We start from the raw sequence: 25,603 nt of genomic DNA, 5'->3' as shown, positions 1-25,603 counted from the left end.
CGCGCCGCCCGCCCTCTCCTCACCACAACCGCAACATAAGGAGCACCATGTACGCGCACGTCAACGGCGTCGACCTCTACTTCGACGTGATCTCGTCCGGCAAGACCGTCGACTTCGCGGGAGACAGGGACAAGCCCGTCCTCTTCATCCACCACGGTGGACCGGGTGCCGACCACAGCTACTTCCGTCCGTGGCTCGACCCGCTGGGCGAGATCGCGCAGGTCGTCTACCTCGACCACCGCGGAACCGGCAATTCTTCCGAGGCACCCCTCGAGACCTACACGATCGAGCAGATGGCCGACGACGTCGAGGCGCTCCGCCACCACCTGGGTCTCGGCAAGATCATCTTCCTCGGGCACTCCTACGGCGGATTCGTGGGCCAGGTCTTCGCGCTGCGTCACCCGCAGTCGCTCGAGAAGCTGATCCTGTCGCACACGGCTCCCGATTACAGCTTCTGGGAGGAGGCGCAGGCCATCGCCGAGCGCATCGCCACGCCGGAGCAGAAGGTCGTCTTCCGCGAGCTGTTCGAGGGCAAGATCTCGAGCCAGGAGGAGTACGAGGCGTGGTGGAAGAAGTGCTACCCGCTGTACTTCCGCCACCCCGACCAGGAGGTGCTGGATCAGCTGTCGGTGCGCAGCAACGGCAAGTTCGAGGTGTCGGGCTACATGATGGCCAACGAGATCCCCAAATACAACCCGTTCCCCGGTCTGCCGACCATCGAGGTTCCCACACTCGTGATGTCGAGCGAGTACGACTGGGTGACCCCGCCGAGCCAGGGTCGCCGCATCGCCGATGCCATCCCGAACTCCGAGTTCGTGCTCTTCGAGGACAGCGGCCACGAGCCGTTCGCCCGCGAAGAGGAGCAGGCGTACCTCGACGTCGTGTCGAAGTTCATCCAGTCATGACCGGCCCCAAGGGCCGCTGGCTGCTCAAGAACGCCGTCGTCTTCGACGCCACCGACGGATCGATCGGTGCCGGCGGCGACTCGGTCCTCGTCGACGACGGGATCATCGCCTGGATCGGCCCCGACGCGGACGCTCCCGCGGCTGACGTCGTCATCGACGCCGGCGGACGCACGGTCATGCCCGGTCTCATCAACGCCCACGTGCACCTCGCGAACGACGGTGCCGCCGACCTCGCCGCCCAGGTGCGCGACGACTCCACGGCGACGGCCGCCTATCGTGCCGTCGCCAACGCGCTCGTCACGCTCGACGCCGGCATCACGACCGTGAAGGACTGCGGCGCAGCCGACAACGTGGTGATCGACCTCGGTCGTGCCATCGAGGCGGGCGTCGTCGCCGGTCCCCGCGTCGTGGCGGCAGGGCGGGTCATCACGATGACCGGCGGCCACGGCTACTTCATGGGTGTCGAGGCCGACGGCGTCGACGCGGTCCGGACCGCGGTCCGCGGTCAGCTCAAACAAGGCGCGGGTTTCATCAAGGCGATGGCGACCGGGGGAGTGCTGACCTCGGGTGTCAAGCCGACGCAGACCGCACTGCTCCGCGAGGAGCTCGAGACCATCGTGCAGGAGGCGCATCACGCCGGGCGCAGGGTCTCGACCCATGCGATCGGCCGCGACGGCATCGAGAACGCGATCCTCGCCGGTGTCGACACCATCGAACACGGATTCCACCTCGACGCCGAGCTGTTCGCGCTCGCCATCGAGAGGGGAACCTACCTCGTGCCCACCCTCTCGGCGGTGCACGGCATCGTCTCCGAGGGGGAGAGCGGCGGGATCCCGACCTGGATCGTCGACAAGGCGAAGACGGAGGCCGACCGCAGCACCGCGATGTTCCGCGCAGCGGTCGAGGCGGGCATGAACATCGCCGCCGGAACCGACGCGGGCACTCCGTACAACCCGCACGACGGACTCGTCGAGGAGATGGTGCAGATGGTGTCGATCGGGCTCACCTCCGCGCGCACCCTGCTGTCCGCCACTCGCGACGGCGCGGTCAACGCCGGCCTGTCGGAGCTGACCGGCACCCTCGAGGTGGGCAAGGCGGCCGACATCATCGTCGTCGACGGCGACCCCGTCGCCGACATCACCGCGCTGCGCAGCATCCTGCTCGTGGCGAAGGACGGCGTGATCCACCGCAGTTCTCTCCAGTCGCAGGCGGCGGCAGTCGGCGCACGGAACGAGGTGGCGGCGTGACCTTCTCAATCATCGCCCGAGACCCCGAGACCGGTGCATTCGGCATCGCCTGCGAGACGCACTTCTTCGGAGTCGGGCGTCTCGTCGGCTGGCTCGAGCCGGGCGTCGGCGTCATCGCCACCCAGGCATTCGTCAACGTCGGGTTCGGTCCCCGCGGTCTCGATCTGCTGCGCGAGGGCATCGCGCCGCAGGACGCGCTGTCCTCGCTGATCGACGGCGACGACGCACCCGACGTGCGCCAGCTCGCGATCATCGGACCAGACGGCACCGTCGCGAACTTCACCGGCGCCAAGTGCGTGCAGTCGGCCGGTGCGCTCTCGGGCGACCAGGTCTCGGTGCAGGGCAACATGCTCGCCTCCCACGACGTCTACCGGTCGATGCTCGAGGCGTACGAGAGCAGCGCGGGTGAGCCGTTCGCGAAGCGGCTCCTGCTCGCACTCCGGGCCGGCGAGGATGCGGGCGGCGACGCTCGCGGGTCGCAGTCGGCCGTGCTCAAGATCGTGTCGGGCAACCGCGGAGGCAACGCCTGGGAGGAGACCCTTCTCGATCTGCGCGTCGACGACCATCCCGATCCCGTGACGGAGATCACCCGGTTGGCCGAGGTCAGCGGGGCCTTCGATGCTCTGGGCGACGTGATGTTCGCGCCGCGCCTCATGCTCGGCGAGTACGAGGACGTCAGCGACGAGGAGCTCGGCGGAGCACTCGACGCTCTGGATTCCGCTCGCGCGATCCTGGGCGACAACCTCGAGGCGTCCTTCTGGAAGGCCGTGCTGCTCGGTCGCGCCGACCGCGACGCCGAGTCCGCTGCGCTCTTCGCGGAGGTCTTTGAGAGGGGGCCGCACTGGCGGCCCTACCTCGACTCGGTCGCCGCGGCGGGCTTCATCGCTCCCGAGAAGGTGGCAGCTCTGGTGTCGAAGTGACGGACGGCGGCGAACGAGGTCTCACGGTCGACGGGGACCGGCTGGTCGCCGACCTCGAGCGTCTCGCCGAGTTCGGTGTCAACGAGGCGGGAGGGATCGATCGCACCTCGTTCTCCGCCGCCGACCTCGCCGCCCGGCAATGGCTCATCGCGCGCTGCGAGGAGGCAGGCCTCGAGGTTGCGGTCGACGGCATCGGCAACATCGTCGTGTCATCGCCCGACCTCGAAGCCGGACTAGCTGATCAGGCGCCGGTCTGGACGGGGTCCCACATCGATGCGGTGCCCAACGGCGGCCGGTTCGACGGGCCGCTGGGATCGCTCGCCGCCATCGAGTGCCTTCGTCGTCTGCACGAGGAGCGCGTGCCGCTCGCCCGTCCCGTCCGCGCGGTCGTCTACACCGACGAGGAGGGCAATTACGCCCACCTCTTCGGTTCGAGTGCTCTCACGCGGGGGTTCAGCGTCGCCGAGCTGTCGAACCTCGTCGGGCGAGACGGCGACCGGTTCGCCGACACCTTCGCCGCGTCCGGCGGGGACCTCGACGCTGCGGCCGAGGTTCGACTCGCCCCCGGGGCTCTCCACGCGACCGTCGAGCTGCACATCGAGCAGGGGCCGCTGCTGGAGCGGCAGGGCATCCAGATCGGCGTCGTCACCGGGATCGTCGCCATCGGCGGTGGCGCGGTCCGCTTCACGGGGCAGGCCGACCACGCGGGCACCACGCCCATGATCGGACGGCGCGACTCCGTGGTCGCCGCGGCCGAGTTCATCACTCTCCTCCCGGCTCTCGCGCCGCGGGTCGGTCCGGCGGCGGTCGTGACGACGGGCATCGTGCGCGCCGAGCCCGGAGGATCCAATGTGATCGCCGAAGCGGCGGAGGTCGTCGTCGACTACCGCGATCCCTCGACCGACAACGCCCGTGAGCTCGAGGCTCTGATCGCCGCTGTCGCCGACGAGGTCGCCTCCCGTCACGGCTCGCGAGTCGAGACGCACTGGGAGGACATCGTTCCCGCGGCGCCGCTGCACTCGGAGGTCCGGGACGCGATCCGGGCCAGCGCGGAACAGCTCGGCTACTCGAGCGTCGACATCGCCTCGGGTGCCGGCCACGATTCGCAGAATCTGGCCACGCTCGCTCCGACCGGGATGATCTTCGTTCCGAGCACCGGCGGCCGCAGCCACAGCCCCGCCGAGCACACCCCGTGGCCCGACGTGGTTCGAGGAGCCGACACCCTCCTCGGAACCGTGATCCGACTCGCGAGCTGAGCGGCAGGCCGACAGCCTCCGGGTCGGTCGCTTCGGGTGGGGCGACCGACGGGCGACCCTGCCTCTTCTAGTCTGAACGGGTGCCGCCCCGGATCATGCGCTTCGACGACTACGTCGTCATGGGCTGGGCCAACGGCCTCGGCGAGACACGTGAGATCCGCCGGAGCCCCGCTGAGGGTGTCTTCGACTGGCGGCTCAGCATGGCGACGGTCACCGGGCCCGCGCCGTTCTCCCCGTTTGACGGGGTCACCAGGACCCTCGCCGTCGTCGCCGGAGGCGCGCTCGACCTCACCGTCGACGGCGTCGTCAGTCGGCTCGAGGTCGGCGGCCCCGCATTCGAGTTCTCGGGCGGGTCACCGGCGCACGCGACGCCCGTCGGCGAGCCCGTGCTGGATCTCAACCTCATGGTGCGCGGACGCTTGTCGGGATCGATCCACCCGGTGCAGGGGCGAGTCGCACCGGGTGACGGGATCAGCTTCCTCGTCAGTCTGGACACCTCGATGAAGACCCCCTACGGCGAGCTCGGCCTGCTCGACGCGGTCGAGGTGCACCGCACTTTCGACTGCGCGGGCAGCGGGTACCTCGTCCGGATCGCCGGCTAGATCTTGCCGCGCATGCGCATGCTCAGGGCTCCCGCCGAGATCTGAGCCGCCGCACCCAGCTGCTTCCACAAGCCCATGTCGACGGCGATCTTGCGGAAGGTGATGCCGATCGCCGCGGCCGGATAGTCGTTGTGGTCCAGGGCCGCGACGGCGACCGACGCGTACTCGGGGGTGATCTCGCCCGTCTCGATCGCGTAGCCCCGGATCCGTGTCTCGTTCAGGATCTCGTCGAGCTCGCGGAGACTCGCGGGGCCGCGGCCGTTGCGCGTGGTCAGGCTGGCCTGGTGGGGGTAGAGGGCCCGGACCTGCTCCTTCGGCAGGCGGGACAGGATGGCTCGACCGGTCGCCGTGAGATGGCTCGGCAGGTGGACGCCGATGTCGGTCACCAGGGTCGGGGCGCGGACGGCCGAGTACTTCACGACGTACTCGATGTCGTCGCCGTGCAGGACCCCGAGGTGCGCGACGACGGGCAGACCCATCCTCTTGACGAGCTTCTCGAGAAGCGGCTCCGCGAGTCGACTCAGCTTCGAGGTGCGCAGGTAGTTCGAGCCGATCTCGGAGACCAGCGGCGAGAGGCCGTAGACCCGATCCTCGGGGAAGTGCACGAGGAAGCCCTCGTCCTGCATCACCTTGATCAGCTGATACATCGTGGAGCGCGGGATGTCGAGCTCGCGCGACATGGTCGACGCCCGCACCGGCCCGCTCTGATTCGCCACGTACTTGAGAACCCGCAACGTGTGCCGCGCAGCCGGAATATCGCTCATGTCCACTCCGCCCTGTCTGAGATACCGGACAGGCTAACGGCGAAATGTTTCGATCCGGTGTCCGCGCGCCCCGGTATCCCAGCCGGGAGGCGGAGCGGGGGTTCACAGCCGATCGATCGACTCGATGCGCCGCCTCGCAACACCAGAGAAACACCGCGGTAACGCATGCGCCCCAAGTCCGAGATCCCAGACAGTCGCGTCTGGACTGCCCGTGAGGCGGCGTTTTCGCCTACCTAGCATTGCCCTACTTCCCCAACCGCGACGCAGGGAGGTGGGGGCTCCAGCCCCCTTCGCTGACTGGCCACGGCGGAGAACTCCTCACCCAGATCCCCTGACGCACCACGAGAGGCACCAACGATGAAGACCATCACCAAGCGGGCCACCGTCCTCGCGAGCATCACGGTCGTGGGGGCGTTCGCCCTCACCGCCTGCAGCACCCCCGCGGCTCCTGAGGCCACCGCCGCCGCCGAGGTCGAGAGTCCCTTCCAGGGCGAGACGCTCACCCTCGCCACCGACGCCAACTACCCGCCCTGCCAGTACTTCGAAGAAGGCTCCGACGTCATGATCGGCTACGAGGTCGACCTGTGGGACGCCATCGCCGAGAAGCTCGGAGTCACCCTCGAGGTCGAGAACACCCAGTTCGCCAGCCTGATCCCCGGCGTGCAGAGCGGTCGCTACGACATCGCGATGGAGTGCATCAGCGACAACGTCGAGCGCGAGGAACAGGTGTCGTTCGTCAATTACATCTTCGACAAGACCGACGTCGTCACGATCGAGTCCTACGACGGGCCGATCACCGAGGGCGACGACCTCAGCCTGTGCGGCGAGACGATGGGAGCCCAGACCGGCTTCGACACGATCGACAAGGTCAACGAGATCCTCAACCCCGCGTGCGCGGAGGCCGGCCTCGACCCCGTCGTCATCCAGGAGTACCCGAACGCGGCTGACACCTACAACGCGCTCAACTCGGGTCGCGTCGACTTCATGATCCTCGGCACCTCCGCCGCCGCCTACCTCAACCAGACGGCGCCGACCCCGATCAACTACGCATCGATCGAGTCGTTCCCGCAGAAGTACCTCGGAATGGTCGTCGAGAAGGACAACACCGACCTCCAGGACGCCCTCCTCGCCGGTCTCGAGGCGGTCATCGCCGATGGCACCTACGCCGAGATCCTCGACAAGTGGGGCATGAGCTCGCTCGCCCTCGAGGAGCCGGGCATCAACCTGGCGACCACTCGCCCCATCTCCTGACCCATCGGGGGCCGGTCCGACCGGCCCCCGATGACCCCCATCCCTTTCGGAGAGAAGCGGAGCAGATGAGCACCCCGACACACGAGACAGCGCCGGAAGTCGTGACGCACTTCGTCTCGCTCAAGCACCCCTGGCGGATCGCCGGAATCGTCCTGGTGCTGATCCTCGCCCTCCTCCTCGTCATCACCGTCGCCACCAACGAGCGCTTCCAGTGGGACGTCGTCGTCGGCTACCTGTTCAACCCCCGCATCCTGGCGGGCCTGGGGATGACGATCTTCCTGACCTTCATCGCCATGGTCATCGGTCTCGCCCTCGGGGTCGTGATCGCGGTCATGCGCACTTCGGCCAGCCGCACCCTGCGCTGGTCGAGCAGCTTCTACGTCTGGTTCTTCCGCGGCACCCCGGTGCTCGTCCAGCTGGTCTTCTGGTACAACCTGGGCTACCTGTTCCCCGAGCTGACCTTCGGGATCCCCTTCCTCGAACCCTTCGTCACCGTCGACACGAACTCGGTCATCACACCTCTGCTCGCCGCGATCCTCGGACTCGGGCTCAACGAGGGCGCCTACCTGGCGGAGATCATCCGCGCCGGGATCCTGTCGGTGTCGACCGGGCAGCGCGAGGCTGCGACCTCGATCGGCATGACGCGCTACCAGGCCTTCCGGCGGATCATCCTGCCCCAGGCGATGCGGGTCATCATCCCGCCGACCGGCAACGAGACGATCGGCATGCTCAAGTCCACATCCCTCGTCTCCGTGATCGCGCTGTCCGATCTGATGTACAGCGCGCAGAGCATCTACTCGCGCACCTTCGAGGTGATTCCGCTCCTGCTGACCGCGTCGATCTGGTACCTGGTGCTCACCTCGCTCCTCAGCATCGGCCAAGCGCAGATCGAGACCCACTTCGGCCGCGGCGCCCTCGCCGAGGCGGGCGTCAGCGGACGCGGGATGTCCCACCTGCTCCGCCGGGGCGGAAAGGCGGCAACACGATGATCGAGGCGACGAGCCAGTCGGTGGACGTCAGCGACGTCCACAAGCGCTACCACCACAACGAGGTCCTGAAGGGGGTGTCCTTCCACGTCCCCGCGAACACCGTCACCTCGGTGCTCGGACCCAGCGGGTCGGGCAAGTCGACCCTCCTCCGATCGATCAACCGGCTCATCCCCATCGATTCCGGACTGATCCGCGTCGGCGACAACATCATCGGGTACGAGGAGCGCGGCGGGAAGTACTACGAGCTCTCCGACCGCGACCTGTGCCGCCAGCGGCAGCGCATCGGCATGGTCTTCCAGAACTTCAACCTGTTCCCCCACAAGACGGTTCTCGCGAACCTCGTCGAAGGTCCGCAGGTCGTGCTCGGGCGCCCCAAGCGCGAGACGGAGGAGGAGGCGCGAGAGCTCCTGGCATCGGTCGGGCTCGCGGCCAAGGCCGATGAGTATCCCGGTCAGCTCTCCGGCGGGCAGCAGCAGCGCGTCGCGATCGCCCGAGCTCTCGCGATGAAGCCCGAGCTGATCCTCTTCGACGAGCCCACCAGCGCTCTCGACCCCGAACTGGTGGGAGAGGTCCTCGACGTCATGCGGCGCCTCGCCGAGGACTCGAGCACGACGATGATCGTCGTCACCCACGAGATCGCCTTCGCTCGCGACGTCTCGGATCAGGTCGTCTTCATGGCCGACGGCGTCGTCGAGGCGTCGGGCCCCGCCAGGGAGGTGCTCGATCCCGAGCGCTCTCCGCGCATCAAGAGCTTCCTGATGCGGAGCACCCGGTGACGGCGCGCCGAGTGCTCGTCGGCGGCGCGACGGGGCAGATCGGACGCGTCATCGCTCGCGACCTCGCCGCCTCGGGCTACCGCGTGGCGGTGCACTGCCGCAGTCGGCGCGACATCGCCGACGAGCTCGTCGCCTCGCTTCCCGATCCCGCAGGCCACGCCGTCGTGCAGGTCGAGCTATCCGATGCGGCGGCCGTCGATGCGGCGATCCGCGAGCTCGAGTCGACCTGGGGGAGCGTGGAGGACATGGTCAACGCCGCATGGCCCGCCGTGCCCAGCGGTCCGGTCGCGGACTACGACGACGGCGCCCTCGACGCCGGTCTGCTCGGCTACCGGGGCCACGCCCACCTCTGCCGGTCCGTGCTCCCGGGCCTGCGCCGCGCGTCGGGTTCCGTCGTCCTCATCGGCGGTGCCCTCGCATCGCGACTGCATCCGGGGCTCGGACTCTTCGGGGCGGGCAAAGCCGCGGCGACCGTGCTGACCCAGGTGCTCGCTCTCGAGGAGGGCGGCAACGGGGTTCGCGCGAACATCGTCAGCCCGGGCCGGGTAGCTGTCGATCAGGGCGACCTCGTCGACGAGGATCCGGCGTTCGCATCGCTCGACGAGGTCGGGGCGCTCCGGCGGGTCCTTCCCCTGCCGGTCCCGCAGGACATCGCCGACACGGTCCGGTGGCTTCTCGCCCCTTCGTCCTCCGCTGTCACGGGACAGACGATCGCACTCGCCGGCGGTGAGCGGGTATGAGCCGATTCGAGGGAACCGTCGCCCTCATCACCGGTGCCGCCGAACGCGCGGGCGCCGAGATCGCCGCAGCCTTCGCGCGCGAGGGCGCCACCGTCTACCTCAACCACTTCGGGCAGGGGGACCAGGCCGCGAGCACGATCTCGCGTGCGGAGACGCACGGGTACGGGGAGCGGATGCATCCCATCGAAGCCGACATCACCGATCCCGCGGCGACAGCCGCCATGGTGGAACGGATCGTCGCCGAGACCGGACGACTCGACCTCCTCATCCACAATGCGAGCACCTTCGCGCCCCGGCCGTTCGCGGAACTGCGGGTGTCGGACTTCGATTCCTCGCTGGGGGTCAATCTCCGAGGCCCCTTCTTCCTCTCCCAGGCGGCCGCGCGCGTGATGACGGAGCAGGGCAGCGGCCGGATCCTCGCGATCCTCGGGAACTCGCTCACAGAGGTGTGGCCCGACTTCGCCCCGCACATCGTGGCGAAGACCGGTCTCGGGCGGCTCATGGAGCAGCTCGCCGTGACCCTCAGCCCCACCGTCCAGTGCAACAGCATTGCCCCGACCCAGTTCTTCCGTTCCGACGACGGCGCGAACGACGCCCTTCGACTCACCCGCGGCGAGGACCCCGTGTCCCGCGAGACGACCGTCGTGAAGGGCAACGTGCTTCGCGAGACGAGCATCGACGACGTCATCGACGTGCTCATGTTCCTCGCTCAGGCTCCCGCCTCACTCAACGGGGTGACCGTGCCGATCGACGGGGGGCGCGTGCACATCTAGCCGATCGACCCCGCACCTCCCCGCTACCTGAAAGGACACCAATGTCTGAAGTACACGACGTCATCGCAGAACTGGATGCCGAGCGCGAGCGAATCTGGCTCACCCTGCCCGAGGACGTCCGCGACCTCGGCAACGGAATCATCCCCCGTCTCACCGGCCCCAAGAAGCAGTACTTCACCTCGCTGCTCTACGCAGAGGGAGAGGCACGCACGCTCGCCGACGAGATCCTGTGGGGCTTCATCGAGGTCGCCGGCCAGCCGGACACGGACCTCGCCACGATGAAGAAGCTCGTGACCCAGATCATCGACTACAAAGCCGACTTCTTCGACTTCGTCGGGCTGCCCCTCACCTGCAAGTGGATCCACCGCTACGCCGAGGGGGCGAGGGCTGCCGAGACTCTGGAGGAGTTCGCGCTCGTCACCGGTGCCGCGCTCTCGTACACCAACCGCGTGCACATGTGGATCCAGAGCGTCTTCCCCTGGGGGATCGCCACCGCGTTCCCGCGCGCCGACGCCAAGCAGACCGCATGACCCCCGCCGAGCCGACCAAGGAAGACAGCCCCATGATCATCGATTTCATCGTCGACGAGAAGTACATCTGCGCCATTCGGATCTTCGAGGACGTCGTTCCGAAGACCGCCGCCGTGTTCCGGGAGCAGTTCCCCATCCGCACCAAACTGCAGCACGCGACCCTCGTCGGAGACCAGCTGTTCGCGGTCCTCCCTCTGGTGATCCCGATGGAGAACCTGATCCTCACTCAGGACATGGTCGCCCAGCGCCGTGAAGCCACCGGATCGGTCGAAGGCGCCGTCATCTTCTACAGCCCCCGCCAGGTGTTCGGCGTCACGTACAGCGACGACCTGGCGATCGAGCCGCTGGCCAACAGCTACATCGGCGAGGTCATCGACGGCATGACCGAGCTGAAGCTCGTCGGCGAGGAGACCTGGCGCAAGCAGGACAAGTTCGTCGAACTCCGGATCCGCGAAGCCGAAGCGGCCTGAGCCCGAACGCGGCGCCAGCGGATCCTCTGCCGATCTCGGACTCGACTCCCGGATCGGCGCTGCTTCAGCCTGCCCGCAGCACACCCACCAATGAACGAGAAGAACAGAAGGAGAGGCTCCCAGTGAGCATCGTCACCGAGGTAATCGCGGAGCTGAACGCCGAGCGCGAGAAGATCTGGCTGGAGTGCCCCCAGGAGATCGTGAATATGGGCAAGGGCATCATCCCCCGCAACACCGGAACCCACGGGCAGTACCTGTCCACGCTGATGTTCGCCGAGAGCGAGGCGCGCACCCTGTCCGATGAGGTGCTGTGGGGGATCATCGAGGTCAGCGAGACCAACAAGCTCGACCTCGTCACGGTCCAACTGCTCGTCAACCAGATCGTGGGCTATAAGGCCGCATTCTTCGACTTCGTCGGAATGCCCGAGGCCGGCGGTCACATCGCCCGCTACGTCGAGGCCGCTAACTCCGCGGAGAGCATCGAGGAGTTCCTCGAACTCACCGCCGCGGCCATCAGCTACGTCAACAAGGTGCACATGTGGGTCGACGCCGTCTTCCCCTGGGGTGTCACCAACGGCTTCAAGCGCGTCAGCGCCTGAGCGACAACGTCGAGATCGAAGGAACACACGAAATGAAACTCATCATGTCCGTCGACGGTGTCGAGGTCTGCAAGATCCAGGTCTTCGAGGAGCTGGTCCCCGGGATCGTCGCCGCGCTCAAGGAGAACCTGCCGCAGAAGAGCATCCTCCAGCACGGCAAGATCGTCGGCGAGATGGTCTTCTGGACCATGCCGATCGTCGCACCGTGGGAGAACGTCTACCTGACCGAGGAGGTCGGAGCCCTGCGCCGCAAGGAGAAGGGCTACGCCCGCGGCTCCGTGTGCTGGTACAACCCACGCCAGCAGTTCTGCGTCGTGTACGGCGACGACCTGGCCGACGAGCCGTTGAAGATCAGCTACATCGGCGAGGTCGTCGAGGGCGAGCTCGAGCTCGCTCTCGCCGGGATGAAGAACTGGCTGCAGCAGGGTCAGCTGGTCGAACTCGCGATCGCAGCCTGATCCACTCCCCACGTCCCCCGGCGGCGCCGCGTCCCGACGCCGCCGGGGTCGACTCCCTCTCTCACCGGACGACCCCGGTCGCCGGTCCCGCTCGCAAGGCAAGGCTCCAATGAACACCGCTCTCACCGACACGCTCGACGTCGTCATCGACGTCGGCGCGCTGTCATTCCAGGACGTCGTCGACGTCGCGCGCCGAGACGCGAAAGTCCGCGTCAGCGAGCGATCGCTCGAGGCCATGGCGACGAGCCGCTCCGTCATCGACGGGCTCGCCGCCGACAGTCGACCGCACTACGGGGTCTCGACGGGCTTCGGCGCTCTGGCGTCGAAGCAGATCCCCGTGGAGCTGCGCGCCCAGCTCCAGCGGTCGCTCATCCGCAGCCACGCTGCCGGAACCGGCCCGGAGGTCGAGCGCGAGGTGATCCGGGCGCTGATGCTGCTGCGCCTCTCGACTCTGGCCACGGGGCGCACCGGGGTGCGGCCCCTCGTGGCGGAGACCTACGCCGCCGTGCTCAACGCGGGCATCACCCCGGTGGTCGGCGAGTACGGCAGCCTCGGCTGCTCGGGCGACCTGGCCCCGCTCGCGCACTGCGCGCTCGCCCTCATCGGCGAGGGCGACGTCCGCGACGCCGACGGAATCCTGATGCCGGCGGGCGACGCCCTCGCGGCCGCGGGAATCGCCCCCCTCGAACTGCACGAGAAGGAGGGACTCGCCCTCATCAACGGCACGGACGGCATGCTCGGCATGCTGGTCCTCGCCATCACCGACCTGCGCGCGCTCATCACCACCGCCGACCTCGCGGCGGCGATGAGTGTCGAGGGCCTCCTCGGCACCGACGCGGTCTTCGCCGACGACCTCCAGGGCCTCCGGCCGCACCCCGGGCAACGCGATTCGGCGGCCAACATGCGGAATGCGCTGATCGGCTCGCCGATGCTCGCGCGACCGGCGGGTTTCACCCGGGTGCAAGACGCCTATTCGCTGCGGTGCGCCCCGCAGGTCCACGGCGCCGTGCGCGACACGATCGACCACGCCGCAACCGTCGCATCTCGCGAGCTCGCCTCCGCGGTCGACAACCCCGTGGTGACCGAGGACGGCCGGATCGAATCGAACGGCAACTTCCACGGCGCCCCCGTCGCCTACGTGCTCGACTTCCTCGCGATCGCCGCGGCCGACCTCGCCAGCATGAGCGAGCGGCGCACCGACCGCTTCCTCGACGTGTCCCGGAACCACGGGCTCAACGCCTTCCTGGCTGACGACCCGGGAGTCGATTCGGGGCACATGATCGCCCAGTACACGCAGGCGGGGATCGTCAGCGAGCTCAAGCGTCTCGCCGTGCCGGCCTCCGTCGACTCGATCCCGTCGAGCGCCATGCAGGAGGACCACGTCTCGATGGGCTGGGCCGCAGCGCGGAAGCTCCGTCGCGTCGTCGACGGCGTCTCCCGCGTCGTCGCGATCGAACTGCTCACCGCGGCGCGGGCGATGGACATGCGAGCACCCGCGGTTCCCGGTGTCGTGACCGGAGCGGTGGTGGCCCGCATGCGCACCACGATCGACGGACCCGGCACCGACCGATATCTCGCCCCCGAGATCGCCAGGGCCCACGCGATGGTGATCGACGGTTCGCTGCTCGACGCAGCCCGCACAGCAGGAGGAGAGCTCGTATGAGCGAAGCACGCCCGGTCCGCGCCCATCGCGGCACGAATCTCAACACGCTCGGCTGGCCGCAGGAGGCAGCCCTCCGCATGCTGCAGAACAACCTCGACCCCGAGGTCGCGGAGCATCCCGACGAGCTGATCGTCTACGGGGGCTCCGGAAAGGCGGTCCGCGACTGGGCCAGCTTCGATGCGATCACCCGCACGCTCGCGACCCTGAAAGGCGATGAGACCCTTCTCGTCCAGTCGGGCAAGCCGGTCGGCGTGCTCCAGACCCACGAGTGGGCGCCGCGGGTGCTGCTCGCCAACTCCAACCTCGTCGGCGACTGGGCGAACTGGGACGAGTTCCGGCGACTCGAGCAGCTCGGTCTGACCATGTACGGGCAGATGACCGCCGGGTCGTGGATCTACATCGGCACGCAGGGGATCCTCCAGGGAACCTACGAGACCTTCGCCGCGGTGGCCGCAAAGAAGTTCGGCGGGAGCCTCGCCGGAACGATCACCCTGACCGGCGGACTCGGCGGAATGGGTGGTGCCCAGCCCCTGGCGGTGACGATGAACGACGGCGTCGCGATCTGCGTCGACGTCGACCCGTCCCGCATCGCCCGTCGTATCGAGCATCGCTACCTCGACGTCGAGGCGACGTCGATCACGCACGCCCTCGAGCTCGCCTACGCCGCACGCGATGCACGGAAGCCGCTCTCGATCGGTCTGCTCGGCAATGCGGCGACGGTGTTCCCGCAGATGCTCGCGATGGGCGCGGAGATCGACATCGTCACCGACCAGACCAGCGCTCACGATCCGCTCGCCTACCTTCCCACCGAGTACTCGGTCGACGACTGGGCCGCCGCACGCGCCGACCCCGGCTTCGTCGACGCCTCGCGGCAGTCGATGGCTCAGCAGGTGGAGGCGATGGTCGGCTTCCAGAAGCAGGGAGCAGAGGTCTTCGACTACGGCAACAACATCCGCACCGAAGCCCTCGCCGCCGGGTTCGGCGACGCATTCGCCTTCCCCGGCTTCGTCCCCGCCTACATCCGTCCCCTGTTCGCCGAAGGGCGCGGCCCGTTCCGATGGGCGGCGCTGAGCGGAGACCCGGAAGACATCGCGGCCACCGACAGAGCGGTGCTCGAGCTCTTCCCCGAGAACGAGTCGCTGGCCAAGTGGATCCGCATGGCGGGGGAGCGCGTCCACTTCCAGGGTCTGCCGGCCCGCATCTGCTGGCTCGGCTACGGCGAGCGCGACAGGGCGGGGCTGAGGTTCAACGAGCTCGTCGCCTCCGGAGAGGTCTCCGCACCGCTGGCGATCGGTCGCGACCACCTCGACGCCGGTTCTGTGGCCTCCCCGTACCGCGAGACCGAGGCCATGAAGGACGGATCCGACGCGATCGCCGACTGGCCGCTGCTCAACGCTCTCGTCAACACGTCCTCCGGGGCGACCTGGGTGTCCATCCATCACGGTGGAGGCGTGGGAATCGGTCGCAGCATCCACGCCGGGCAGGTCACCGTGGCCGACGGCACGCCTCTCGCGGCGGAGAAGCTCGCCCGGGTGCTCACCAACGATCCGGGAATGGGCGTGCTCCGGCACGTGGACGCCGGTTACGAGGAGGCGGAGGTCGTCGCCGATCGGCTCGGAGTCCGAGTGCCGATGCGGGAGCACTGATGTCGGCCATCGGGCTGCTCGACGAGCTCTCCGAGGTCGGGCGCAACCCGCGCTCCGGCGGGTTCGACAGGTTCGCCTGGACGGACGTCGATACGGAGTGCCGCCAGTGGTTCGAGCAGTGCGCCGCGGCTCTCGGACTCGACGTCGAGACGGATCGCAACGGCAATCTCTGGGCGTGGTGGAACGAAGCGGCACCCGGGTCGGCGCTCGTGCTCGGCTCGCACCTCGACAGTGTGCCGAGCGGAGGCGCATTCGACGGTCCACTCGGCGTCGCATCGGCATTCGCTGCGATCGGCGACCTGCAGAGGGACGGCTTCGAACCGTCCCGGCCGATCGCCGTCGTCGCCTTCGCCGACGAGGAGGGCGCCCGTTTCGGGGTCGCCTGCGTGGGATCGCGCCTCCTGACGGGATCGATCAGCCCGGCGAGCGCCCTCGCGCTCCGGGACGTGGACGGGGTGACCCTCGCCGAGGCGATGGCCCGAGTGGGGATCGCCCCCGCCGATCTCGGCGCGGACCGGCGGCGGATCGCTCGCATCGGCGAGTTCATCGAGCTCCATGTCGAACAGGGACACCTGCGCACCGACTCCGGATCCGCAGGCCTCGGCGCCGCTGGATCGGCGCTCGGGCTCGCCACCTGCATCTGGCCTCACGGTCGGTGGCGAGCGGATATCGCGGGAAGCCAGAACCACGCGGGGACGACTCCGATGGCCGATCGCGACGACCCGATGATCGGTCTCGCCCGGCTCGTGCTCGACGTCCGTCAGCGGGCGCGCGCCGCCGGCATCCTCGCGACCGTGGGCAAGGTGAAGGTAGAGCCGGGAGCCGTGAACGCGGTGCCGGGTCTCGTGTCGGCCTGGATCGACGCCCGCGGCGACGACGAGTCCCGCGTGCGCGAGACGATCGCCCAGCTGGGCGTCGAGCTGGTCGAGGAATCCTGGACCTCCACGACGCCATTCGATGCCGACCTCACCGCGAGCGTCGACGGGGTGCTGGGCGGTTCCGTGCCGCGCCTGCCGTCCGGGGCGGGCCATGACGCGGGGGTGATCGCCCTCGCGGGGATCCCGGCGGCCATGATCCTCGTCCGCAACCCGACCGGCATCTCGCATGCGCCAGCCGAACGGGCTGAGCCCGACGACTGCGACCTCGGAGTGGCGGCGCTCAGGTCGATCCTCCGATCTCGAGCCTCGTGAATCTGTTCTGGGCCGAGCATGCGGTACTTCCCACCTCCATCGCCCACGGGGTCAGGATCGAGGAGGACCGCGGCAGGGTGCTGTCCGTCACCCCCGATGCTCCTCCGGCCGGCACGATCCTCCCGGGACTCGTGCTGCCCGGCTTCGCGAACGGGCACTCGCACGCGTTCCACCGTGCCCTTCGCGGCACGACCCACGCCGATGGCGGCTCGTTCTGGAGCTGGCGCGAGCGCATGTACGCCGTCGCGGGCGCACTGACCCCCGAGAACTACCGTGAGCTCGCCACCGCCGTGTTCGCCGAGATGGTCCTCGCCGGATACACGGTGGTCGGCGAGTTCCACTACGTGCATCACCTGCCCGACGGCACGGCCTATGAGGCGGACGCGATGGAGCAGGCCATCCTGTCCGCGGCAGCCGATGCGGGGATCCGGCTGACGCTCCTCGACACCCTCTACCTCGAGGGAGGCATCGACATACCGATCTCTGATAGGCAGCGCCGATTCAGCGACGGCTCGGTGCAGGCCTGGCATCGACGCCGCTCCCGCCTCGTGCCGGGTCGCCGGGCGCGGATCGGTGCAGCGCTGCATTCGGTGAGGGGGGTGACCCCGGCGGCCATCGCCGAGGTGGTGGATCTCGACCTCGACCTGCTGCATGCGCATGTCAGCGAGCAGCCCGCGGAGAACGAGCAGGCCATCGAGCGGTGGGGGAGCACGCCCGTCCGTCTCCTCGCCGATCTGCTCGGCCCCCGCTTCACCGCCGTGCACGCGACCCATCTCGTCGACGACGACGTCGCGGCGCTGAGCACCGGTTTCGCCTGCATCTGCCCGACGACCGAGCGCGACCTCGGCGACGGCATCGGTCCCGCTCGAGCGCTGCACGACGCGGGGGTCCGTCTGACCCTCGGCAGTGATCAGAACGCGGTCGTCGACCCCTTCGAGGAGATCCGTGGTCTCGAGATGAACGAGCGGCTCGCGAGCGGCGAGCGGGGACGGTTCGCACCCCGCGACCTGCTGGAGGCGGCCGGCGCGAACGGGTACGCGTCCCTCGGATGGGACGTCGCGGCCATCGCACCCGGCGCGCTGTGCGACCTGGTCGCGGTCGATGACACCAGCACACGGACCGCCGGTTCGGACCCCGGCCAGATGTGGCTGACGGCCTCGGCCGCCGACGTCCGAGAAGTCGTGGTGGACGGCGAGCTTGTCGTGACCGGCGGCGTGCACCGTCTCGGAGATATCGCCTCCCTGCTCTCCGCCGCCATAGGAAGGGTCCGTCCATGACGACGATCGTCGACAATATCGGTCTGCTCGTGACCAACGATCCGGAGATCGGGCCGGGCACCGCCGAGCTCGTCGATGCTGCGGTCATCATCGACGACGGGACCATCGTCTGGGTCGGCGCGAGCAGGCATGCTCCCGCCGCTGACGACCGCATCGACGCCGGCGGCCGATGCGTCATCCCGGGCTTCGTCGACAGCCACAGCCACGTGGTCTTCGCGGGGGACCGGGCCGACGAGTTCGCGAGCCGGATGGCGGGACGGTCCTACTCCGCCGGCGGGATCCACAGCACCGTGGCGCTCACCCGCAAGGCGAACGACTCCGCGCTGAGGGCGAATGCCGCTCGGTTGATCGGTGAGATGCGTGCGCAGGGCACGACGACGGTCGAGGTGAAGAGCGGCTACGGTCTCACGATCGAGGACGAATCGCGAGCCCTCCGCATCGCCCGCGAGCTGACCTCCGAGACGACCTATCTCGGCGCCCACGTCGTGCCCTCCGAGTACGCGGACGACCGTGACGCCTACGTCGCCCTGGTCGCCGGTGCCATGTTGAACGCGGCGGCTCCGTTCGCGCGCTGGATCGACGTGTTCTGCGAGGCGGGAGCATTCGATGTCGACGAGGCACGCGCCATCCTCCTCGCCGGTCAGGCGAAGGGACTCGGAGTCCGCATGCACGCCGGGCAGCTGCGCGAGTCGGCGGGTGTGCAGTTGGCCGTCGAGCTCGGGGCGGCCTCAGTCGACCATTGCACCTTCCTCAGCGGGGCGGATGTCGACGCGCTCGGCGCATCCTCCACGGTCGCCACGCTCCTTCCGGGGGTCGAGTTCTCGACCCGACAGCCCTATCCGGATGCCCGCCGACTGCTCGCCGCGGGCGCGACGGTGGCGCTCGCGACGGACTGCAATCCGGGGTCGAGCTACACCTCGTCGATGCCGTTCTGCATCGCGGTCGCTGTCCGCGACATGGGGCTCACTCCTGCGGAGGCGCTGTGGTCGGCGACCGCGGGAGGGGCGAGGGCGCTTCGGCGGGATGACGTCGGCAGCGTGCGGATCGGCGGCCGAGCCGATCTGGTTCTGCTCGAGGCGCCCAGCTACGTGCACTTCGCCTATCGGCCCGGAGTGCCGCTCGTCTCCCGGGTGCTGTCGGTCGCCAACCCGTAGGCTCGACCGATGGTGTCGACGAAGCAGGCAGCGCGATTGCGCGCGGTGGTGTCGCGGTTGCTGAAGACCCCGATCCTGATCGAAGGCGACGCGAGGGAGCTTCTCGACGTGCTGCGACAGGGTGCGCGGGAGTCGAACATCCCGTTGACGACGCTCGAGACGGCCGAAGCTCCGGCGCAGGTCGTGATCCTCGCGTTGGAGCGTGATGGGCGACGCTCATCGTTCACGAAGGCGTCGCGCATGCTCCGGGCTGTCGACCATGTCGTCGCTCCCGACGCCGTGCGATTGGTCGTCATGCAGAGCGAGCGCTCGCGCATCGCGCCCGACAAGCTACAGAATCTGCTCGCGGCGGAACTGCTCTACCAGGTAGCCCTCGCCCTGCCGGGACTTCTGCCTCGCCGCGGCTGGCGTTCGTTCCGGGAGCGCGCCGGTCACGCGGCCCTCGACGCCGCCGGCCTCCGCGTCCTCCGCTTCGCCTAGCCCGCCGCCCGCCCGCAGAGCGAAGCGACGCGCAGGCACCGGGCTGTAGGGGAGACCGCCGCCGCCCGCAGAGCGAAGCGACGCGCAGGCTGTGGGCCGAGGGGAGTCCCTTCGTTTCGCTGCGCTCAACGGGCGGGGGTGGCCGCCCGCAGAGCGAAGCGACGCGCAGGCACCGGGCTGTAGGGGAGACCGCCGCCGGCCGCCGAGCGTAGCGACGCGCAGGCACCGGGATGGAGGGGAGCCCTTCGTTTCGCTGCGCTCAACGGGCGGGGGTGGCCGCCCGCAGAGCGCAGCGACGCGCAGGCCGTGGGCCGAGGGGAGTCCCTTCGTTTCGCTGCGCTCAACGGGCCGGGGCGGCCGCCCGCCGAGCGAAGCGACGCGCAGGCACCGGGCCGGGGGGAGTTCCTTCATTTCGCTGCGCTCAACGGGCGGGGTGGCCGCCCGCAGAGCGTAGCGACGCGCAGGCCGTGGAATGGAGGAGAGAACTTCGTTTCGACGAGCGGATTTCCCGACATTGTTGAGCGGACCCGATGTCGGTGGTTGCTGGTTCGATATCCCTATGGATGAGGCCCCGAGCGACTTCTGCCGGGATTACCCCGAGCAGGAGATCTCTCTCGACGACGTCGAGAACGGCGGATATCCGGTGATTTCGCAGGCCCGCTATTTCGTGGAGCGAATCGCAGAGCGGTCCACTATGACGCGGATCTTCCAGGCCGAGCAACTCGAATACGTCGACGCCCTCCGTCGCCAATGGGCCGAAGACCACGGCGCTGACTGGCGGGATCCCGACTCGCTGGAGTGGCGGGAGTTCCGTGCCGAGGTCGCGGCCGTGCTCGAGGTCCACGAGCGGTCCGCGCAGTCGACGATCGAGCTCGCCCGGAACCTCGTCAACGTGTTCCCCTCAACCCTCGCCGGGCTGCGCGGTGCGGACTTCTCCGAGCGTCACGCCCGGATCCTGGTGGAGCAGTCGGTCGGCCTGAAGACGGAGCTGCTGGCCGAGTACGAGGCGCGGTTGCTGCCGTGGGCGGTCGAGTTGATCCCGTCCCGGTTCGAAAGGCTGGCCCGCCAGATCCGCGCCGAACTCGACTCCGAGGCGATGGTCGAACGGCACCGGGTCGCGGTCACGGAGCGTCGGATCGCGCTCGAACCCGCAGGCGATGGCATGGCGTGGTTCGGCAACTACCTGGCCGCAGAAGATGGTGTCGCCGCCATGGCGGTCGCGACGGGCATCGCGAAGGGACTCCTGAAGGTCGAGGGCGAGACCCGGACCCTGGCGCAGATCGAGTCCGATGTGGTCCGCGACATGCTCCTCGACGGGTGGGGCACCATGCCGCCCCTCGAGCCCGGTAGCGAAACGATCCCCACTCCTGCCGCCCGGCGTGGAGTCACCCCCGAGATCCTCGTCCACGTGCCCGTGCTCACCGCGATGGGCGTCAGCGACGAACCCGCCGATCTCGAGGGATACGGTCCGATCGACGCTGAGACGGCCCGCCGTATCGCGGGAACCGCCCCCGGTTGGTTGAGAATGCTGACCGACCCCGAAGACGGGGCCATCGTCAGCTTCGGCCGGACCACGTACCGCGTGCCGAAGCAGCTGCGCCGGTTCCTGGAAGCCCGGGACCAGGTCTGCCGGTTCGTCGGATGTGCCCGGTCGGCGAAGCACTGCCAGGCCGACCACGCGACACCGTGGTCAGAAGACGGCGAAACGGTACTCGCAAACCTGGAACTGCTGTGCGTCTCTCATCATCTGGTGAAAGAACGACGCCGCTGGAAGATCGGCAACGAGGGCACGGGAGAGATCAGCTGGACTTCGCCGACCGGGCGGGTCTATCGCACGAAACCGGTTCGCAAATTCGCTCCACCCGGCGAGAAACGAATGCCGAGATTCACCGACCCCGATCTGATCGAGAAATGGTTCGAGAAGATCGAAGAAACCAACCGCACCGGGCACCCACCGTTCTGATACCGGGCCTTCCTTCGCCCGGCACGCTCATTTCGCTGCGCTCAACGGGCGGGTGTTGCCGCCCGCAGAGCGAAGCGACGCGCAGGCTGTGGGTTGAGGGGAGTCTCTTCGTTTCGCTGCGCTCAACGGGCGGGGTGTTGCCGCCCGCAGAGCGAAGCGACGCGCAGGCCGTGGGTTGAGGGGAGTCTCTTCGTTTCGCTGCGCTCAACGGGCGGGGTGTTGCCGCCCGCAGAGCGGAGCGACGCGCAGGCCGTGGGTTGAGGGGAGTTCCTTCGTTTCGCTGCGCTCAACGGGCGGGGTGTTGCCGCCCGCAGAGCGGAGCGACGCGCAGGCCGTGGGTTGAGGGGAGTCCCTTCGTTTCGCTGCGCTCAACGGGTGAGGGCGGCGGGGTGGTACCGCCGCCGGTGCATAGGCTGGTGGTCCGATCGCCGTCGCCGCGGCTGACACCCACGAGGGACAGACACCGCATGAGCCTGGTTCGACTGAATGACGTCAGTGTTCGACTCGAGAACACTCCGATCCTCCGCGAAGGGTTCTTCCGCCTCGAGAATAAGGACAGGGTCGGGCTCATCGGGCGCAACGGGTCCGGCAAGACCACGCTGCTGAGGCTCGTCCTCGAGCAGATCCAGCCCGACACCGGAACCGTCACCATCGAACCCGGCACCCGCATCGGCTACTTCTCGCAGTTCTCCGAACTCGACGGCACCGCCACCATCACCGAAGTGCTCGACGCCCTCTTCGTCCAGGTGCACGCCGTCGAAGACGAGCTCGCCTCCATCGACGCCGCGATCGCCGCCGACCCCACCGGCGGCCCCGAGCTCGACCGGCTCATCGACCGGCAGTCCGAACTCTTCGCCGAGATGGATCACCTCGACGGCTGGGACTACCCGCGCAAGATCGACCAGGCGCTCACCACCCTCGGCTTCACCGAGGCCCACCGCACGGCCGCCATCGACGACCTGTCCGGCGGATGGCGCAACCGGGCTGCCCTCGCCAAGATCCTGCTCGAAGACCCCGACATCCTGCTCCTCGACGAGCCCACGAACTACCTCGACGTCGCGGGCGTCGAATGGCTCGAGAACTGGTTCCGCGACTTCCACGGCGCCGCGATCATCGTCTCCCACGACCGCAGATTCCTCGACGCGGTCGCGACACGCATCGTCGAGGTCGAGAACTACCACCTGCACGAATACCCCGGCAACTTCGACGAATACGTCATCCAGAAGCAGTTCCGCCTCAAAACCCTCGAAGCTCAGTTCGTCCACGAATCCGAGCTCCTCGCCTTCGAGGCCGAGGGCATCGCCGACCGTCGCGAGGCCGCCAAGAGCAGCAGCAAGGGACTCGACAAACAGCTCTCGGGCATCAAGAAGAACCGCGCCCCGCGGCCCGTCGACGAGATCATCACCGAGATCTACCGCGGACTCCATGTCAAAGACGTGCTCTGCCGCGTCAACGGACTGACCAAGTCGTACGGCGACCGCACCCTGTTCTCCGGCCTCGACTTCGAGGTCCGCCGTGGCAACCGCATCGTCGTGCTCGGCGCGAACGGCAGCGGCAAGAGCACCCTTCTCCGTGTGCTGACCGGGGAGGAGAAACACGATTCGGGCGACGTCGCCTGGGCGTCGGGCGCGAAGATCGTCTCCTACAACCAGGTGCTCGACGACCTCGACCTCGACGACACCGTGACGCACGCGGTGAACGCGATGCCCGACAGTCTCGCGCTCACCGCCACCCGCAAATCGGTCGGCCGCTTCCTCGCGATGTTCCAGTTCTCCGAAGCCGACCTGAAGAAGCGGATCCGTGAACTGTCCGGCGGCCAGCGCGCCCGCGTGGCGATGGCGCAGTGCCTCCTGTCCGGCGCATCGGTGCTGCTGCTCGACGAGCCGACGAACCACCTCGACCTGCCCAGCACCCAGGTCATGGAACGTGCTCTCGTTCACTTCCCGGGCGCGGTGATCGTGGTCAGCCATGACCGGTTCTTCACCGACAAGATCGCGAATCGGATGCTCGTCTTCGGCGCCCCCGGCGCAGCCGTCGGCGAGATCGACGTCCGCGCCGCCTGACCAAGGGCACGGCTAGCCTGTCTCGATGGCGGGTTGGCTGCGGCGCATCGCGTGGGACGTTCGCATCATGCGAGCCCCCTCCAAGGTCGCGCTCGGCTTCGGGTATCTGGTCCTGTTCCTCCTCGGTGCAATCGCCATAACGATCGGCTTCCTGCACGGCCACCCCGTCCTCGCCTGGGTGACAGTGGCCGGGGTCGCATTCCATCTGGCATTCTTCGCAGTGGCGGTCTGGGCATCACGACGACGTTTCGGCGGCTGGGACGCCCACCCGGACTGGGAGGGCGAGCCGCCCGGGTCACGGAACGACGCACCCGCCGAGTGATCTCGGACCTGTTGGATACGTGAACGCAGCAACCCTGACGAGGAGAGAACCCGTGGCCGAGATCGCTGACCTGCTCCACAAGAACCTGTCCGAGGTGTTCGGACAGCGGGACCCCGGAATCCGTGCATCGGTGATCGCCGACATCTTCGTCGTCGACGCCGCGTTCGCCGACGAGGAGGGCGAGGCCGTCGGCCGTGACGCGATCAGCCGGAAAGCGCAGGAGATCATCGATCAGGCGCCCGCCGACTTCGTGCTCGCCCCCATCGGTCCCGCGCGCGTCGTGAAGGATCTCGGTGCGCTCGCATGGGGATTCGGTCCCGAAGCGGCGGAACCGGTGGTCACGGGGGTCGACACCATCCTGGTGAAGGACGGCCGCATCACCGCGCTCTACACCTATCTGACGAAGTCCTAGTCGTCGGGCGCCTCGAGCACGAACGTCGTACGGCCGTGCCGGACGCCGTTGACCTGCAGCTCGATCGCGTGCTCGCCCGGGTGGTAGCGCCGCGTCGTGATCGGTCGGAACGAGTGCGTCCGATTGAGCGTCGTCGCCTCGCCGGGCGCCAGCATCACGGTCGTCAGCTTGAACGTCTTCCCGGTCAGCTGACCGTTCGCCTTCTGATGGTGAACGGTGTAGTCGACCGCGAGCCGAGCCGGTTCCAATCCCGTGTTGATGATCGTCGCCCTGAAGTCGATGCTCCCACCGAATCCGATCCGCTCGGCCGACAGGACGGGGCCTACGACGTCGACGCTCGCGGGGGTGAACCCGAGCAGTTCCAGTGCGCCCCTGTTCCCCTTCTTGATGAGCGTCCGCAGGCCGTGCCGGACGACCCCGGGCGTGTTCTCGTCGGGGTTCTCGAGCCATCGTCGTGCGGTCCCGACGACGAGGTCCGGAGCGTCACGGCTGAGGTCGTTGAGGTGATTGGCGACGGAACGGCGCACGTAATCGCTGGGGTCGCGGTAGAGGGCATCGAGAATGGGCACTGTCGAGCCGGGCGACACGATGATCGCCGGAACGCGGACCGACCACGGCAGGTACGGTCGCGTGCCCTCCGAAGCGAGACGGCGCACATCGGTGTCCGCCGACCCCGTCCATCGGCGCGCCGTCTCGAGCGCGCGAGGCAGGTCGTGCCGCAGCAGCACTCGAATCGCGAACTCGGCCGTGAGGCGCGAGGTCAGGTCGGCGAGCAGATCCATCGCGTCATCGAACGACGCGTCGGTGCTCTCCTCGACGGCTTTCTGCGCGACCGCCCCGGTGACCGGCCAGATCAGCCATCCGCTGAAGGGCAGCTCCCCGTCGCGCGCCGCCCGGATGACGGACGCGAACTGCGCGTAGTCGCCGGGGATGTCCCGCAGCAGTGCGTCGCGCAGCAGGTCCGCCCGTTCGCGGAGCGAGAGGTCGTCGAGCCGGGTTGCCGCCTCGCGGAGGGCGGGCAGACGCGAGCCGGGCGCGGCGGCGTCGATCGCATCCACGAGCGCCTGGGCGGTGCGGATGCCGATGAGCTCGTCGGCGAATGGCACGTGTCGATCCTCCTCGTGGCCGAGCGACCGCAGTAGACGACTGCGGG

General features: G+C 68.5%; 26 protein-coding genes. 24 read left to right on the top strand and 2 right to left on the bottom strand.

Features of this window, described 5'->3' with window-relative positions; translation table 11 throughout:
• Positions 1-47 precede the first annotated feature (47 nt).
• The 5 genes from DDQ50_RS13995 (at position 48) to DDQ50_RS13975 (ending at position 4,930) form a co-directional block, all read left to right on the top strand.
• Complete coding sequence (locus DDQ50_RS13995) at positions 48-905, top strand: alpha/beta fold hydrolase (protein ID WP_116757295.1); 858 nt, start codon at positions 48-50, stop codon at positions 903-905.
• Positions 902-2,152 (top strand): metal-dependent hydrolase family protein, encoded by a 1,251-nt coding sequence (locus DDQ50_RS13990; protein ID WP_116757294.1) that lies wholly within the window; start codon positions 902-904, stop codon positions 2,150-2,152. The genes DDQ50_RS13995 and DDQ50_RS13990 overlap by 4 nt, the downstream gene beginning before the upstream one ends.
• Positions 2,149-3,072: a DUF1028 domain-containing protein gene (locus DDQ50_RS13985; RefSeq protein WP_116757293.1), complete on the top strand. Its 924-nt coding sequence runs from the start codon at positions 2,149-2,151 to the stop codon at positions 3,070-3,072. The genes DDQ50_RS13990 and DDQ50_RS13985 overlap by 4 nt, the downstream gene beginning before the upstream one ends.
• Positions 3,069-4,328: a Zn-dependent hydrolase gene (locus DDQ50_RS13980; protein WP_165829828.1), complete on the top strand. Its 1,260-nt coding sequence runs from the start codon at positions 3,069-3,071 to the stop codon at positions 4,326-4,328. The genes DDQ50_RS13985 and DDQ50_RS13980 overlap by 4 nt, the downstream gene beginning before the upstream one ends.
• Before the next feature lie 80 nt (positions 4,329-4,408).
• Positions 4,409-4,930 (top strand): HutD/Ves family protein, encoded by a 522-nt coding sequence (locus tag DDQ50_RS13975; RefSeq protein ID WP_133245979.1) that lies wholly within the window; start codon positions 4,409-4,411, stop codon positions 4,928-4,930.
• On the opposite strand, the gene DDQ50_RS13970 is transcribed toward DDQ50_RS13975, so the two are convergent.
• Positions 4,927-5,694 (bottom strand): IclR family transcriptional regulator, encoded by a 768-nt coding sequence (locus DDQ50_RS13970; RefSeq protein WP_116757290.1) that lies wholly within the window; start codon positions 5,692-5,694, stop codon positions 4,927-4,929. The genes DDQ50_RS13975 and DDQ50_RS13970 overlap by 4 nt on opposite strands.
• Positions 5,695-6,051: 357 nt before the next feature.
• On the opposite strand from DDQ50_RS13970, the gene DDQ50_RS13965 reads away from it, so the two are divergent.
• The 19 genes from DDQ50_RS13965 to DDQ50_RS13875 all read left to right on the top strand — a co-directional run bounded on the left by DDQ50_RS13965 (position 6,052) and on the right by DDQ50_RS13875 (position 24,450).
• Positions 6,052-6,945 (top strand): ABC transporter substrate-binding protein, encoded by an 894-nt coding sequence (locus DDQ50_RS13965; protein ID WP_116757289.1) that lies wholly within the window; start codon positions 6,052-6,054, stop codon positions 6,943-6,945.
• A gap of 65 nt (positions 6,946-7,010) precedes the next feature.
• Entirely contained in the window at positions 7,011-7,934 is a 924-nt protein-coding gene (locus tag DDQ50_RS13960; RefSeq protein ID WP_116757288.1) for an amino acid ABC transporter permease, read from the top strand.
• Positions 7,931-8,710 carry an amino acid ABC transporter ATP-binding protein gene (locus DDQ50_RS13955; protein ID WP_116757287.1) on the top strand — a complete coding sequence of 260 codons (780 nt, stop codon included), beginning with the start codon at positions 7,931-7,933 and terminating at the stop codon, positions 8,708-8,710. The genes DDQ50_RS13960 and DDQ50_RS13955 overlap by 4 nt, the downstream gene beginning before the upstream one ends.
• Complete coding sequence (locus DDQ50_RS13950) at positions 8,707-9,450, top strand: SDR family NAD(P)-dependent oxidoreductase (RefSeq protein ID WP_116757286.1); 744 nt, start codon at positions 8,707-8,709, stop codon at positions 9,448-9,450. Before DDQ50_RS13955 ends, DDQ50_RS13950 begins: the two co-directional genes overlap by 4 nt.
• On the top strand, positions 9,447-10,223 hold the full coding sequence (locus DDQ50_RS13945) for an SDR family NAD(P)-dependent oxidoreductase (RefSeq protein ID WP_116757285.1): 777 nt from the start codon (positions 9,447-9,449) through the stop codon (positions 10,221-10,223). The genes DDQ50_RS13950 and DDQ50_RS13945 overlap by 4 nt, the downstream gene beginning before the upstream one ends.
• Before the next feature lie 41 nt (positions 10,224-10,264).
• On the top strand, positions 10,265-10,753 hold the full coding sequence (locus DDQ50_RS13940; RefSeq protein ID WP_116757284.1) for a cucumopine synthase-related protein: 489 nt from the start codon (positions 10,265-10,267) through the stop codon (positions 10,751-10,753).
• Entirely contained in the window at positions 10,750-11,223 is a 474-nt protein-coding gene (locus DDQ50_RS13935; protein ID WP_205663640.1) for a DUF3830 family protein, read from the top strand. Before DDQ50_RS13940 ends, DDQ50_RS13935 begins: the two co-directional genes overlap by 4 nt.
• Before the next feature lie 122 nt (positions 11,224-11,345).
• Positions 11,346-11,822: a cucumopine synthase-related protein gene (locus DDQ50_RS13930; RefSeq protein ID WP_205663639.1), complete on the top strand. Its 477-nt coding sequence runs from the start codon at positions 11,346-11,348 to the stop codon at positions 11,820-11,822.
• Between the two features lie 32 nt (positions 11,823-11,854).
• Entirely contained in the window at positions 11,855-12,280 is a 426-nt protein-coding gene (locus tag DDQ50_RS13925) for a hypothetical protein (protein WP_116757282.1), read from the top strand.
• A gap of 109 nt (positions 12,281-12,389) precedes the next feature.
• On the top strand, positions 12,390-13,943 hold the full coding sequence (hutH, locus tag DDQ50_RS13920; RefSeq protein WP_116757281.1) for a histidine ammonia-lyase: 1,554 nt from the start codon (positions 12,390-12,392) through the stop codon (positions 13,941-13,943).
• On the top strand, positions 13,940-15,589 hold the full coding sequence (gene hutU, locus DDQ50_RS13915) for a urocanate hydratase (RefSeq protein ID WP_116757280.1): 1,650 nt from the start codon (positions 13,940-13,942) through the stop codon (positions 15,587-15,589). Before hutH ends, hutU begins: the two co-directional genes overlap by 4 nt.
• A complete protein-coding gene (locus DDQ50_RS13910; protein ID WP_205663638.1) occupies positions 15,589-16,779 on the top strand; it encodes an allantoate amidohydrolase in 1,191 nt (396 codons plus the stop codon). The genes hutU and DDQ50_RS13910 overlap by 1 nt, the downstream gene beginning before the upstream one ends.
• On the top strand, positions 16,776-18,056 hold the full coding sequence (locus tag DDQ50_RS13905; protein ID WP_116757279.1) for a formimidoylglutamate deiminase: 1,281 nt from the start codon (positions 16,776-16,778) through the stop codon (positions 18,054-18,056). Before DDQ50_RS13910 ends, DDQ50_RS13905 begins: the two co-directional genes overlap by 4 nt.
• Entirely contained in the window at positions 18,053-19,210 is a 1,158-nt protein-coding gene (gene hutI / locus DDQ50_RS13900; protein WP_116757278.1) for an imidazolonepropionase, read from the top strand. Before DDQ50_RS13905 ends, hutI begins: the two co-directional genes overlap by 4 nt.
• A gap of 9 nt (positions 19,211-19,219) precedes the next feature.
• Positions 19,220-19,690, top strand: a complete 471-nt coding sequence (locus DDQ50_RS13895) for a hypothetical protein (protein WP_116757277.1) — start codon at positions 19,220-19,222, stop codon at positions 19,688-19,690.
• 559 nt (positions 19,691-20,249) lie between these two features.
• Positions 20,250-21,653 (top strand): HNH endonuclease, encoded by a 1,404-nt coding sequence (locus tag DDQ50_RS13890; RefSeq protein ID WP_165829827.1) that lies wholly within the window; start codon positions 20,250-20,252, stop codon positions 21,651-21,653.
• A 467-nt stretch (positions 21,654-22,120) separates the two neighbouring features.
• Positions 22,121-23,716: an ABC-F family ATP-binding cassette domain-containing protein gene (locus DDQ50_RS13885; protein ID WP_116757275.1), complete on the top strand. Its 1,596-nt coding sequence runs from the start codon at positions 22,121-22,123 to the stop codon at positions 23,714-23,716.
• 25 nt (positions 23,717-23,741) lie between these two features.
• On the top strand, positions 23,742-24,038 hold the full coding sequence (locus DDQ50_RS13880; protein WP_116757274.1) for a hypothetical protein: 297 nt from the start codon (positions 23,742-23,744) through the stop codon (positions 24,036-24,038).
• Between the two features lie 52 nt (positions 24,039-24,090).
• Positions 24,091-24,450, top strand: a complete 360-nt coding sequence (locus DDQ50_RS13875) for a nuclear transport factor 2 family protein (protein ID WP_116757273.1) — start codon at positions 24,091-24,093, stop codon at positions 24,448-24,450.
• Here the strand turns inward: DDQ50_RS13875 and DDQ50_RS13870 are convergent.
• Positions 24,447-25,556, bottom strand: a complete 1,110-nt coding sequence (locus DDQ50_RS13870; protein WP_116757272.1) for a DNA alkylation repair protein — start codon at positions 25,554-25,556, stop codon at positions 24,447-24,449. The two genes, DDQ50_RS13875 and DDQ50_RS13870, sit on opposite strands and share 4 nt — an antisense overlap.
• Positions 25,557-25,603: the final 47 nt, after the last annotated feature.

It is taken from the genome of Amnibacterium flavum (genome assembly GCF_003097495.1).
In the GTDB taxonomy this organism is placed as follows: domain Bacteria; phylum Actinomycetota; class Actinomycetes; order Actinomycetales; family Microbacteriaceae; genus Naasia; species Naasia flava.
This window is presented reverse-complemented; position numbering and strand designations above follow the sequence as displayed.

Coding starts and splice junctions, on each gene's coding strand:
- DDQ50_RS13995 (WP_116757295.1), top strand. CDS start 48: ATGTACGCGCACGTCAACGGCGTCGACCTCTACTTCGACGTGATCTCG.
- DDQ50_RS13990 (WP_116757294.1), top strand. CDS start 902: ATGACCGGCCCCAAGGGCCGCTGGCTGCTCAAGAACGCCGTCGTCTTC.
- DDQ50_RS13970 (WP_116757290.1), bottom strand. CDS start 5,694: ATGAGCGATATTCCGGCTGCGCGGCACACGTTGCGGGTTCTCAAGTAC.
- DDQ50_RS13965 (WP_116757289.1), top strand. CDS start 6,052: ATGAAGACCATCACCAAGCGGGCCACCGTCCTCGCGAGCATCACGGTC.
- DDQ50_RS13960 (WP_116757288.1), top strand. CDS start 7,011: ATGAGCACCCCGACACACGAGACAGCGCCGGAAGTCGTGACGCACTTC.
- DDQ50_RS13955 (WP_116757287.1), top strand. CDS start 7,931: ATGATCGAGGCGACGAGCCAGTCGGTGGACGTCAGCGACGTCCACAAG.
- DDQ50_RS13945 (WP_116757285.1), top strand. CDS start 9,447: ATGAGCCGATTCGAGGGAACCGTCGCCCTCATCACCGGTGCCGCCGAA.
- DDQ50_RS13940 (WP_116757284.1), top strand. CDS start 10,265: ATGTCTGAAGTACACGACGTCATCGCAGAACTGGATGCCGAGCGCGAG.
- DDQ50_RS13935 (WP_205663640.1), top strand. CDS start 10,750: ATGACCCCCGCCGAGCCGACCAAGGAAGACAGCCCCATGATCATCGAT.
- DDQ50_RS13925 (WP_116757282.1), top strand. CDS start 11,855: ATGAAACTCATCATGTCCGTCGACGGTGTCGAGGTCTGCAAGATCCAG.
- hutH (WP_116757281.1), top strand. CDS start 12,390: ATGAACACCGCTCTCACCGACACGCTCGACGTCGTCATCGACGTCGGC.
- hutU (WP_116757280.1), top strand. CDS start 13,940: ATGAGCGAAGCACGCCCGGTCCGCGCCCATCGCGGCACGAATCTCAAC.
- DDQ50_RS13910 (WP_205663638.1), top strand. CDS start 15,589: ATGTCGGCCATCGGGCTGCTCGACGAGCTCTCCGAGGTCGGGCGCAAC.
- hutI (WP_116757278.1), top strand. CDS start 18,053: ATGACGACGATCGTCGACAATATCGGTCTGCTCGTGACCAACGATCCG.
- DDQ50_RS13895 (WP_116757277.1), top strand. CDS start 19,220: ATGGTGTCGACGAAGCAGGCAGCGCGATTGCGCGCGGTGGTGTCGCGG.
- DDQ50_RS13890 (WP_165829827.1), top strand. CDS start 20,250: ATGGATGAGGCCCCGAGCGACTTCTGCCGGGATTACCCCGAGCAGGAG.
- DDQ50_RS13885 (WP_116757275.1), top strand. CDS start 22,121: ATGAGCCTGGTTCGACTGAATGACGTCAGTGTTCGACTCGAGAACACT.
- DDQ50_RS13880 (WP_116757274.1), top strand. CDS start 23,742: ATGGCGGGTTGGCTGCGGCGCATCGCGTGGGACGTTCGCATCATGCGA.